Consider the following 12,282-nt stretch of genomic DNA (forward strand, 5'->3'; position numbering starts at 1 on the left):
CCCCTCCCTCAGAACCGGCCAGCAGCAAAAGGGGCTGGCGGAATCGGGGGGGCCTGACGGTCAACCATGGCCCCAACAAGTTCGGCCGTGCCTGCGGATTGGGTCAGCCCAAGATGCCCATGGCCGAACGCATAGAACACGCCAGACGCATTTGGAGAAACACCGATGACCGGGATGCTGTCAGGCATCGACGGTCGGAACCCCATCCATTGCGTGCCTCCTTCGGTCTTGAGGCCGGGTAGAAACTCTTCGGCTTTGTGCAATAACGTGTCGGCTCGTTTGAAATTGGGGGCGAGGTTCAGACCGCCCAACTCGACCGCGCCGCCGATCCTGACGCCATTGTTGATCCGGCTGGCAACGAACCCATGCCGCGAAAAGGACAGGTGCATCCGCAGATCAAATGCACCTTCGGGCAGGGTCGTGTTGTATCCTCGCTCGGTTTCAAGCGGGAACCGGTCACCAAGAGTTCTAGCGATGTGATGAGACCATGCGCCAGCAGCCACGACCACTTTCGCCGCGTCCACGGGCCCTTCCGCCGTTTCAAGGCGCATGCCACTTTGCTGTGGCACCAACGCCTGAATATCGCGCCGCTCGATCCGACCTTGCCGGCTTTGAAAGGTCTGGGCAAGGCGCTCGACCCATTTCTTGGGATCAACGGTATTCAACCAGTTGGGCGTAAATCCCGCATGAGTGAACCGAGGGCTGAGGCCCGGCTGTTTTTCGGCGATCGCCTGAGGGCTTTCCAGCAATTCAAAGTCGATACCATGCTGGCGGCGCACCTCCCAGGCGGGCAGGCTTGCGCGGTATTCGGCCTCGGATTCATAGAGCTGCATCTGACCGTCGCGCTGCATCATCGCCTCGCCGTCAACCGCTGGGATCAACCGTTCAAGCGCGGCGCTGGACACTTTCATGAGGCTGGCCTGAGCGGCCAACAGCTCGGCATAGCGACCGGGCTGGCTCGCGCGCCAGAAACGGTACATCCAGGGCGCAATCTGCAATGCATATGCAGGCGGGATCGACAACGGCCCCAACGGGTCCAGCAGCCACTTCGGTGCCTTTTTCATGATGCCGGGCGTTGCCAGAGGCTCAACCTCGGAAAAAGCAAAGGCCCCGGCATTTCCGGCCGAGGTCTGCGCGGCGACGCCTTCCTTGTCCAGGACCAACACGGCATGACCCCGGCGCTGTAGTTCCAGCGCAATGGTCATGCCAATCACACCAGCTCCGATGACGACGATCTGCTGGGTCATACCTCAATCCCCGAACGGAATGGATCAGCCGCTTCAAAAATCAACCGCGACTCCGCCATGACATAGGCCTGCCCGGTGATCGAGGGGATAACACCGCCATTGGACCCAGCCTGATAGGACAAGCGATAGGTGCTGCCGATCACACTTTGCTGGACGATTTCCTGCCCCGGGGCCAATAGACCCTCAGCGGCCAGACAGGCCAGCCGAGCAGAGCTGCCGGTGCCACAGGGCGACCGGTCGTAATTGTCATCCGGGCACAGAACAAAGTTGCGGCTGTGAATCGCTTGCTCGGGCGATGCGTCCTGAAAGATTACATGATCAATCGGTTCACCCTGCTCGCCCCCAACCCCCTGCGCGATCGAGGCTTTGCGGATAGCAACGGCCCTATCGGTCAGTTCCCGAATATTGGCCGGAATAACGGAAAGCGGGCTTGGATCGACGATAAAGAACCAGTTTCCACCATAGGCCACATCCCCTGCAACCTCACCGAAACCGGGCACATGAAGTGAAATGTCGCTGTGAACACGGCGGCTTTCGATATTCGTGACCGTGACAGTATTGGCATCGTGCAGTTCGACCGTGACAACTCCGGCTGGCGTTTCGATCCGATGTATTCCAACATCGATCCGACCAAGATGCGCCAGCGTCACGGTCAGGCCAATGGTTCCGTGGCCGCACATTCCCAAAACAGCATCGACATCAAAATAGATCACGCCGGTGACACAGGTTGGATCAACCGGTTCCACCAACAAGGCCGCGACCATGGCCGGTTGTCCGCGCGGTTCAAGCATGACCGAACGATAGAAATCCCTGTATTCGGTGTCCAGCCGCCGGGCGCGTTCAGCCAGAGGGCCAGAGCCCAGATCTGGTGCACCATCGAGGATGACCCGGGTCGGTTCTCCTCCGGTGTGGCTGTCGATCACATGCATTCTGCGATCACCCCACCTTGTTTCAACCAATCGGCGAACCAAGCCCCAAACAACGCGTATTGCTGTTCGCAATAATTCCGCTGTGCATCTGTCAGGGCGTCAGTTTCATTGAAATGCAGGCGGTATTCCTCTTCCCCGTTCAACACCAGAAGATGCTTGTAATACAGCACAAGATCCGGGCCCTCATCAAAACTGGACAGCACCTGAATGGCCTCGGTCAGTTCTTGCGCCCGTGATCGGGCTTCGGCATCGCCCCGCGCGGCCTTTTGAGAAAGCGCAGCCAACAGCAACGCCTCACGTGGGAGGGCCGTTCCGATCCCGGTGATCGACCCGGTTGCCCCACAGTTGACGAAACCGTGGTAAACCTCGGTGTCCACACCCACCATCAACGTCACATCATCATCCTGACTGGTGATGTTTTCCGCTGCATAGCGCAGATCGTCCTTGCCTCCGAATTCCTTGAACCCAATGAGGTTAGGGTGTTCGGCACGCAGGGCAAAGAACAGATCAGCCTTTGTTGCGAAACCATAGTATGGGCTGTTGTAGATAATTGCCGGCACGTCCGGCGCAGCAGACAGGATTGCCTTGAAATGGTTCTTTTGCGCAGTTGATGAGCTCCCTCGGGACAGAACCCGGGGAATGACCATCAACCCGACAGCGCCGACCTTTTGCGCATGTGCTGCGTGGGCCTCGGCGGATTTGGTGTTGATTGCCCCGGTTCCGACCACAACCGGCAACCCGGCATCCACCAGACGTTCCACCCCTTCCATGCGCTGTGCATCCGTCAAAAGCGGCCAGTCGCCCATGGATCCGCAATAGACGACCGCAGACATGCCTGCGTCGATCATTTGCTTGCCCTTGCGAACAAGTGCGTCGAAATCCGGCTGCCGATCCGCCGAGCAAGGGGTCATGAGCGCGGGCATCGTACCGCTAAATACATTGGTCGACATACGGTGCTATCCTCTAGTTACAGGAGTCCAGATAGGCGTCATGCGCCCGTTTGCACGCGATAACGGATATTGGATACAAAATCCATATATAATTCGACGCAAAAAACCCGCGTTGGACCTTTCGTCTGACGCGGGTGTTTTTGACTGTCTAAACGGCGATTATCTCAACCGCAGACCGGTTTCAGGATCAAACAGCATGGTGCGTTCCGGGCGGATCGAAATACCGATGCGTGTACCCTGCTTACTGCGCTCGTCTTCGCGCTCTTCAACGATAAGCTTGTCGCCATTCGATGTCAGCAAATAGGAATAGCTGACGCCGCCAAGCGCCTCGGTCAGATCAACGGTGCAGGTATCGCCCGACCGATCAACCTGAATATGTTCCGGGCGGATACCCAGCGTGACCCGAGACAGACCCAAAGGAACCGATGCTGGGACAGGCAGAGGCTGAGTGATCGCCGGATGAGTCACCTGACCATCAACGATGTCGCAATCCAGAAAATTCATGGCAGGCGAGCCAATGAACCCTGCTACAAACTTGTTATTTGGATCCCGATACAGATCCATCGGCGCACCAACCTGTTCGATCCGACCATCGCGCAGCACCACGATCTTATCGGCCATGGTCATCGCCTCGACCTGATCGTGAGTCACATAGATCATGGTCGCGCCAATTTCATTGTGAAGCCGGGCAATTTCCACACGCATCTCAACGCGCAATTCGGCGTCCAGGTTGGACAGAGGTTCATCGAACAGAAACACCTCGGGGCCGCGCACAATCGCACGCCCGATGGCAACGCGTTGGCGCTGACCACCCGACAGGGCCTTGGGTTTGCGCTTCAGGTACTGGTCCAGCTTCAGGATACCCGAGGCTTCCTGAACCTTCCTGTCGATCTCGGCTTTGGCCACGCCGTTCATCCGCAGGCCAAACCCCATATTCTCGGCCACAGTCATATGCGGGTACAGGGCATAGGTCTGGAACACCATCGCCACGCCCCGTTTCGCAGGGTCCTGATGTGTCACCTCGCGCGCGCCGATATGAATTTGGCCTTCGGTCGTTTCCTCAAGCCCTGCGATCATCCGCAACAAAGTGGATTTTCCACATCCCGATGGGCCGACAAAGACACAGAATTCACCATCCTCAATTTCGAGGTCGATACCGTGTATCACCTGCGTCTGGCCGTAACGTTTGATCGTTTGGTTCAGAGTTACTCCGGTCATGTCGCTTGTATCCTGTCCTTCTGGCCATCGGGGCGTGTTTCAGGGAACCGCCAGGCCTGAGCTTCGGCCGCGATTTGTTCGGCCACCCGGCGCACGCGGGGAATCCAAGCCTCGAGCTGGTCGAAATTCATCCGCTCGGTCGAGCCGGTCACCGATATTGCACCCAGCATCCGCCCGCCCGGCGTTCGGATCGGGCAGGCAACACAAATGATCCCCGTCTCGTGTTCTTCATCGTCCAGGGCGTAGCCCCGGCTGTGGATCAGCTCTAGATCGGACCGCAGCGCAGCTTCCGAGGCCAAGGTCTTATCCGTAAACCGGTGAAAGCTTTGCTGTGAGATCACCTTGTTCAGCTCAGCCTCGTCCAGAAAGGCCATCATCGCCTTGCCCACACCTGTACAATAGGCCGGTCCGACCTTGCCCGCCTGTGAATACATCTCAACCGGCTGGGCAGCATTGCGCTTATCGACATACAGAACCTGACCAGAATCAAGCTGCGCCAGATGCACAGTCTCGCCCGTTTCACCGCTGAGCGTATCAAGAAACGGCCTTGCGATCGGCGCCAGTGAGCTTTGCGTCCACGCCGCATGGGCCAGCCGAACCAGCCTCAAACCCGGCGCATAGGTCTGCCTATCCGGGTCATAGGACAACATCCCCTGATTGGTAAGGGATTGCAGAAACCGATACAGCGTTGCTTTGGGAAAGCGGCTGCTTTCCAGCAGTTCCGCAAAGCGAATTGGCCGCTGAAACGCGGCCACCTGATCCAGCACGTCACATGCTTTCCCTATCGTTCCATCACCTGCCACGGGCGCTCTGTCTCCTCCGATTAACCTGCGGCCGCAGCCACGAGGGTCTTGACAAGACTAACCGAGTCGATGTGTAGTTTTCAACATATAAAACTAAGTTCCAATATATGGAACCAAAATGGAAGCTAAGGGAGGAAACCATGCATTCCATCTACAAGCGCACCACGGCCGCGCTGGCCATGAGCGTTGCACTTGCTGTTCCCGCCTCTGCCGAGCTTACCGGCGAATTGCGGATATTCCTGGACACATCGAACCCGGCACCCCGGGCCACGATGGAAGCAATGATCGACAGATTTCAGCAACAGCATCCGGATTTGGCCATCGAGACAACGGTGATCGACCGCGAGGCCTACAAAACCCAGATCCGCAACTTCTTGACTGCGGATACGCCGGATGTCGCCACGTGGTACGCGGCGAATCGGATGAAACCCTATGTCGAGGCTGGCCTGTTCGAAGACGTCTCGGACCTGTGGGCGGAACCTGCGATTGCGGACAATCTTGCCTCAACCAAAGGTGCGATGACGATCGACGGCAAACAATGGGGCGTGCCCTACACCTACTATCAGTGGGGCGTTTATTATCGCAAAGACATCTTTGACGAGCTGGGCCTGACCGAGCCCGCAACCTGGGAAGAAGAGCTGGCGAATTGCCAGAAGATCGTCGATTCCGGTCGCGCCTGCTATACGATCGGCACCAAGTTCCTGTGGACTGCCGGTGGCTGGTTCGACTACCTGAACATGCGCACCAACGGCTATGACTTCCACAACCAGCTGGCCAATGGTGAAATCAGCTGGGAGGATGACCGGGTCAAGCAGACCTTCGCCAACTGGAAACAGCTGATCGATATGGGTGCCTTCATCGACAACCACCAGACCTATAGCTGGCAAGAAGCTCTGCCCTTCATGGTCAACGGTGATGCGGCGGCTTATCTGATGGGCAACTTCGCCGTGGCGCCACTGCGTGAGGCGGGCCTGAGTGATGACCAGCTGGACTTCTACCAGTTTGTTGCCATCAACCCCGATGTCGAACTGGCCGAAGATGCACCGACCGACACGTTCCACATCCCGTCAAACGCGGCAAACAAAGAAGCCGCCCGTGAATTCCTGCGCTTCGTTGTGTCTGCGGATGAACAGACCGAGATCAACAATGGCTCGAATCTCGGCCAGTTGCCGGTCAATGCTCAGTCCTCGGTAGATGCCGACAAGTTCCTGCAGCAGGGCTTTACCATGCTGTCGTCAAACAGCCCGGGCGGAGTCGCCCAGTTCTGGGACCGCGACGCACCGGCAGAAATGGCCAAGGCGTCGATGGAAGGCTTCCAGGAATTCATGGTCAAGCCAGACAATGCGGACAAAATCCTGGCCAAACTCGAACGGGCGCGTCAGCGCATCTACGACAACTGAACCGGTCAGGATTGGCAAAGCCCATCCTGAGCCATGACCTGCGTAAGGCGGGTATCAACCCGCCTTACTCCGCCTACCAGAACCGGGGACGCCCATGACCGCCGTCGATACCCACGAACAGGAAAGCTGGTTCCACCGAAACCAACAGCGCATCGCGCCCTGGTTATTTTTGGCCCCGGGCCTGTTGTTCTTTATGGTCTATGTGATCATTCCGGTCTTTCAGTCCTTCAACCTGTCGCTTTACGAATGGGACGGCCTGGGGGCTGCAGAATATGTCGGATTTCGCAATTATGAAGACCTGTACTGGGAATGGTCGGATCGGGACGCCTTTTACATCTCGCTCAAAAACAACCTGATCTGGTTGCTGCTCTATCTGGCGGCGATTCCGGCGGGTCTGTTCATTGCGCTGTTCCTGAACCAGACGGTCTGGGGCATCCGCCTGTATAAATCCCTGTTTTTCTTCCCCTTCGTGATTTCTCAGGTAGTTGTTGGCCTAGTGTTCACATGGTTCTATGACCCCACATTCGGCCTGTTGAACGAATTCCTCGGATTCTTTGGCATGGGCCCGGTGAACGTGCTGGGCGACGAGCGTTTCGTCACCTATGGCATCATCTTTGCTGGCCTCTGGCCACAAACCGCCTATTGCATGATCCTGTACCTGACCGGCCTCAACGCTGTGGACCCCGAACAGATCGAAGCCGGGCGGCTGGACGGTGCCAAGAGCTGGCGGATGTTGTGGCATATCATCCTGCCGCAACTCCGCCCTGCCACCTTCATTGCCTTTGTCGTCACCATCATTGGTGCGCTTCGCAGCTTTGACCTGATCTCAATCATGACACAGGGCGGTCCGTTCGGATCATCGCGCGTGCTGGCCTATTACATGTTCGAGGTCGCCTTGTCCGAATACGGATTCCGCATGGGATATGGCGCAGCTATCGCGGTGATCCTGTTCCTGATCATGCTGTGTTTCATCGGTTATTTCCTGTGGTCAATGTACCGCGAAGAAAGGGGGCACTGAGATGTTTCCCAAGCCAATCGAAAAACAACCTCGTGCAGCGCAGATCACCTATCAGGCGTTGCTGCCGCTGGCCTTGCTTCTGTGGCTCGGGCCGTTGCTGGCCGTCGCCCTGTTCTCGGTCAAACCCGCCGCGGATTTCACAAATGCCAACTACTGGGGGATGCCGTCCAGCTTTGAGGGCGCATTCAACTATGGGCAGGTGTTTTTCAATTCGGATATGCCGCGCTATCTGATGAATTCCTTCCTGATCACCGTTCCCACGGTCATCGGGTGCGTCGCGCTCAGCAGCATGACGGGGTTTGCACTCGGCATCTACAAATTCAAATCGAACCTTTGGATCTTCTTCCTGTTCGTAGCGGGCAATTTCGTGCCTTTCCAAATCCTCATGGTGCCCGTGCGCGACCTGACGCTAGACTTGGGCCTGTACAACACCAAGACCGGGCTGGTCTTGTTTCACATCGCGTTCCAGACCGGGTTTTGCACCCTGTTCATGCGGAATTTCATCCGCGCCCTGCCCTTTGAACTGATCGAGGCGGCGCGGGTCGAAGGGATCAGTGAATGGCGTATCTTCTGGTACGTGGTGCTGCCGCTGATGAAGCCCGCCATTGCGGCGCTCAGTGTGCTGATCTTTACCTTCATCTGGAACGACTATTTCTGGGCAGTAGTGCTGACGCAAGGTGCTGAGAGCCAGCCTGTAACCGCAGGGATCACCAGCTTTAACGCGCAGTTCCGCGCCGCCTATCAGCTGATGAGTGCCGGTTCCATTGTCGCGGCGCTGCCGCCGGTTGCCATGTTCTTCCTGATGCAGAAACATTTTATCGCGGGCCTGACACTCGGTGCCGTAAAATAACATCAAGCTAAAGGTTTGCCTGATGACCAAAATCACTTTTATCGGGGCCGGTTCCACGATCTTCATGCGCAATATCGTGGGCGATGCCCTTTTGACCCCCGCCCTGGCCGACAGCCATTTCGCCTTGATGGATATCGACACACAGCGCCTGGCTGAGAGCGAATCCGTGGCCCGCGCCATGGTGCGCTCGGTCGGCACGGGGGCTACCATAACCACCCATACCGATCGGCGCGCCGCATTGGAGGGGGCGGATTTCGTGATTACCGCCTTTCAGATCGGCGGGTATGACCCCTGTACAGTGACTGATTTCGAGATCCCCAAGCAATATGGCCTGCGTCAAACCATCGCCGATACGCTGGGCGTGGGCGGAATCATGCGCGGGTTACGCACCGTTCCGGTTCTGTGGGACGTGGCGCAGGACATGATGCAGCTCTGCCCCAACGCGACGCTGTTGCAATATGTGAACCCGATGGCGATCAACACGTGGGCTTTGGCCGAACGGTTTCCGACATTGAAACATGTCGGCCTGTGCCATTCGGTGCAAAATACGGTCGAGGAACTGGCCCATGATCTGGACCTGCCCAAGCACGAGTTTCGCTATAAGGTCGCAGGCGTCAACCATGTGGCTTTCTTCCTCAAGCTCGAGCATCGGGGCCGCGATCTCTATCCTGCGCTCCGACAGGGCTATGCCGGTGGACAACTGCCGAAACCGCCCCTTTTGATGCCACGCTGCCCCAACAAGGTCCGGTACGAAGTGATGGAGCATCTGGGCTATTTCTGCACCGAAAGCTCGGAACATCTGGCCGAATATGTGCCCTGGTTCATCAAGGACGGGCGCGACGATCTGATCGAGCAGTTCTCGATCCCGCTGGATGAATATCCCACCCGCTGCGTCGAGCAGGTCGAGGACTGGAAAGAACAGGCCAAGACCCTGACCGACGGGCGTGCGGTTGAGGTGTGCCGCAGCCACGAATTCGCGGCGGATCTGATGAACGCCATCGTGACCAATATGCCCTACACCGCCTATGGCAACCTGCCCAATACCGGCCAGATCCCGCAACTGCCCTTGGGGGCTGCTGTGGAAACGCCGTGCCTGGTGGACAGCAACGGGGTGCAACCCTCGGTCGTGACCGACATCCCACCGCAGCTGATTGCGCTGATGCGCACCCAGATCAACGTGCAGGAACTGACTGTGCGGGCGCTGACCGACCAGAACCCCGAATACATATACCACGCCGCCATGATGGACCCACACACAGCCGCCGAGCTCGACCTGCAACAGATCCGCAATCTGGTCAGCGATCTTTTGATCGCGCATGCGGATTGGTTGCCAGGCTGGTGCAAACCGGCCAAAGCGGCATGACCAAATATTAAAGGGCTGACAATAATGACAAAAAAACGCCGCTCGCAGCATTGGTATGGCAAGCTGGACAAGGATGGTTTCATCCACCGGTCCTGGATGAAGAACCAGGGCTTTCCCGACCATGCCTTTGACGGGCGTCCCATTATCGGCATCTGCAATACATGGTCCGAACTGACGCCGTGCAATTCCGGCCTGCGCGATCTGGCCGAAGGCGTCAAACGCGGCGTGTGGGAGGCTGGCGGCTTCCCGGTCGAATTCCCGGTCATGTCGCTGGGTGAAACCCAGATGAAGCCCACCGCCATGCTGTTTCGCAACCTACTGGCCATGGATGTCGAAGAATCCATCCGCGCCTATGGGATTGACGGCGTGGTTCTGCTGGGTGGCTGTGACAAAACTACGCCGGGGCAACTTATGGGTGCCGCCTCGGTCGATCTGCCCGCCATCGTTGTCAGTTCCGGCCCGATGCTGAACGGCAAGTATCGCGGGCAGGATATCGGCTCGGGCACGGATGTTTGGAAGTTTTCCGAAGCCGTGCGCGCCGGGGAAATGACCCTGCAGGATTTTATGAATGCTGAATCCGGCATGTCGCGCAGCGCCGGTGTCTGCATGACCATGGGCACCGCGTCGACCATGGCATCCCTGGTCGAAGCGATGGGCATGAGCCTGCCAACCAACGCCGCGCTGCCCGCCGTAGATGCTCGCCGAATGGCGCTGGCGCATCTGACTGGCAAACGGATCGTCGAGATGGTGGATGAAGACCTCAAACCCTCGGACATTCTGACCAAAGAAGCCTTTGAAAACGCCATTCTGGCCAATGCGGCCGTGGGCGGATCAACCAACGCCGTCGTACATTTGCTGGCCCTGGCAGGCCGTGTTGGCGTCGACCTGACGCTCAAGGATTTTGAGATCGGGTCGGACATACCGCTGCTGGTGAACTGCATGCCCTCGGGCCAATATCTGATGGAGGATTTCTGTTACGCAGGCGGTGTACCGGTTGTTCTGAACGAGCTCAAACCGTTCCTGCGCCCGACCAAGACGGTTTTGAACAAGGACATCGCAGCCCATTACGAGGGCGCGGAATGCTTCAACCGTGATGTAATCCGCCCCTTTGACGACCCGGTGAAACCTGCTGCGGGTCTGCGTGTGCTGCGCGGCAATCTGGCACCGAATGGGGCCATTGTGAAACCCTCGGCAGCCACCGACGCGCTTTTGGAGACCGAGGCTGAGGCCTATGTCTTTGAAAACATCGAAGACATGAAGGCCAATATCGACAGAGATGACCTGCCGGTGACGCCCGAGACCATATTGGTGCTGAAAGGCTGTGGACCCAAGGGTTATCCCGGCATGCCCGAGGTTGGCAATATGCCGATCCCGGCCAAGCTGGTGAAGGACGGTGTGCGCGACATGATCCGTATCTCGGACGCACGGATGTCCGGCACGGCATTTGGCACTGTCATCCTGCATGTCAGCCCCGAAGCCCAGGCGGGCGGCACGCTGGCGCTGGTCAAGACCGGTGACCGTATCCGTGTATCCGCTAGCAAGGGCGCGCTCGAGTTGCTGGTTGACCAAGTTGAACTGGACGCCCGACGCGCCGCATGGCAACCGGACGCTCCGCATTACACCCGCGGCTATGCCAAGCTTTACATAGACCACGTCCTGCAGGCCGATCAGGGTGCGGACCTGGATTTTCTTGTCGGCAAAGACACCCGCCTTGTGACCAGAGAGAGCCACTGATGGACCAACCCGCCACTTTCCACGACCTGAACGGTGCATCCGTCTTTATCACCGGAGGTGGTTCTGGTGTCGGGGCCGCTTTAACGGACGGATTTCTGGCGCAGGGTGCGCAGGTCGCCTTTATCGGGCGCTCCGACGCCAGTGCCTTTGTTGATGAGATGCGCGCCAAGCACGGGCGCGGGCCGCTGTTTCTGCAAGGCGACATGACAGATACCGACCTGCTGCGCGCCACAATGGCCAAAGCCGCCGAGGCCCATGGCCCCCTTGATGTGCTGATCAACAATGCCGCCAACGACAAACGCCATTCGCTTGACGAAACCACGCCCAAATTCTGGGACTGGATGATCGAGGTGAATCTGAAGGCGTATTTCTTTGCCTGCCAAGAAGCCGCACGTCAAATGCAGGACAAGGGCGGATCAATCATCAATTTCAGCTCGATCAGCTATATGATGGGTAATTCCGGTTATCCGATCTATACGACATCAAATGCCGGGATCACCGGGATGACCCGGTCGTTGGCGCGCGAGCTTGGCCCGCAGAAAATCCGCGTTAATGCGCTGGCCCCCGGATGGGTTCTGACACAGAAACAGCTGGACATGTGGGCCACGCCAGAAGATCTGGCCGCACATCTGGAACGCCAATGCCTAAAAGACCACCTGACGCCCGAGGATATGATCGCACCGACCCTGTTTCTTGCGTCGGAAGCCAGTCGCGCCATGACCGGGCAATGCATGGCCGTTGATGGCGGTGTTGTAGTAACAGGATGAGAA

The 12,282-nt window shown here is 57.9% G+C and carries 11 protein-coding genes; 6 read left to right on the forward strand and 5 right to left on the reverse strand.

Features of this window, described 5'->3' with window-relative positions; translation table 11 throughout:
- Positions 1-8: 8 nt before the first annotated feature.
- From AC2FLB_RS08245 to AC2FLB_RS08265, 5 genes are all read right to left on the reverse strand, one after another.
- Positions 9-1,247, reverse strand: a complete 1,239-nt coding sequence (locus tag AC2FLB_RS08245; RefSeq protein ID WP_496691359.1) for an NAD(P)/FAD-dependent oxidoreductase — start codon at positions 1,245-1,247, stop codon at positions 9-11.
- Complete coding sequence (locus AC2FLB_RS08250) at positions 1,244-2,176, reverse strand: 4-hydroxyproline epimerase (protein ID WP_281995061.1); 933 nt, start codon at positions 2,174-2,176, stop codon at positions 1,244-1,246. Before AC2FLB_RS08250 ends, AC2FLB_RS08245 begins: the two co-directional genes overlap by 4 nt.
- Complete coding sequence (locus tag AC2FLB_RS08255) at positions 2,167-3,126, reverse strand: dihydrodipicolinate synthase family protein (RefSeq protein WP_282021739.1); 960 nt, start codon at positions 3,124-3,126, stop codon at positions 2,167-2,169. The genes AC2FLB_RS08250 and AC2FLB_RS08255 overlap by 10 nt, the downstream gene beginning before the upstream one ends.
- Before the next feature lie 159 nt (positions 3,127-3,285).
- Positions 3,286-4,344: an ABC transporter ATP-binding protein gene (locus AC2FLB_RS08260; protein WP_496709033.1), complete on the reverse strand. Its 1,059-nt coding sequence runs from the start codon at positions 4,342-4,344 to the stop codon at positions 3,286-3,288.
- Positions 4,341-5,147: an IclR family transcriptional regulator gene (locus AC2FLB_RS08265; protein ID WP_496691361.1), complete on the reverse strand. Its 807-nt coding sequence runs from the start codon at positions 5,145-5,147 to the stop codon at positions 4,341-4,343. The genes AC2FLB_RS08260 and AC2FLB_RS08265 overlap by 4 nt, the downstream gene beginning before the upstream one ends.
- A 140-nt stretch (positions 5,148-5,287) precedes the next feature.
- Between AC2FLB_RS08265 and AC2FLB_RS08270 the strand changes: the two genes are divergently transcribed.
- The 6 genes from AC2FLB_RS08270 to AC2FLB_RS08295 all read left to right on the forward strand — a co-directional run bounded on the left by AC2FLB_RS08270 (position 5,288) and on the right by AC2FLB_RS08295 (position 12,279).
- A complete protein-coding gene (locus AC2FLB_RS08270) occupies positions 5,288-6,547 on the forward strand; it encodes an ABC transporter substrate-binding protein (protein WP_142636170.1) in 1,260 nt (419 codons plus the stop codon).
- Between the two features lie 94 nt (positions 6,548-6,641).
- Entirely contained in the window at positions 6,642-7,565 is a 924-nt protein-coding gene (locus AC2FLB_RS08275) for a carbohydrate ABC transporter permease (protein WP_142636168.1), read from the forward strand.
- Between the two features lies 1 nt (position 7,566).
- Complete coding sequence (locus AC2FLB_RS08280) at positions 7,567-8,415, forward strand: carbohydrate ABC transporter permease (protein ID WP_142636166.1); 849 nt, start codon at positions 7,567-7,569, stop codon at positions 8,413-8,415.
- Positions 8,416-8,437: 22 nt separating this feature from the next.
- The gene (locus AC2FLB_RS08285) at positions 8,438-9,778 is read left to right on the forward strand and encodes an alpha-glucosidase/alpha-galactosidase (RefSeq protein WP_496709035.1); all 1,341 of its coding nucleotides are present in this window, start codon (positions 8,438-8,440) and stop codon (positions 9,776-9,778) included.
- A gap of 24 nt (positions 9,779-9,802) precedes the next feature.
- Complete coding sequence (locus AC2FLB_RS08290) at positions 9,803-11,512, forward strand: IlvD/Edd family dehydratase (protein WP_496709036.1); 1,710 nt, start codon at positions 9,803-9,805, stop codon at positions 11,510-11,512.
- Positions 11,512-12,279 (forward strand): SDR family NAD(P)-dependent oxidoreductase, encoded by a 768-nt coding sequence (locus tag AC2FLB_RS08295; RefSeq protein WP_496691363.1) that lies wholly within the window; start codon positions 11,512-11,514, stop codon positions 12,277-12,279. Before AC2FLB_RS08290 ends, AC2FLB_RS08295 begins: the two co-directional genes overlap by 1 nt.
- The last annotated feature ends 3 nt before the right edge of the window (positions 12,280-12,282 follow it).

The organism is Ruegeria sp. CDSA236 (genome assembly GCF_059611285.1).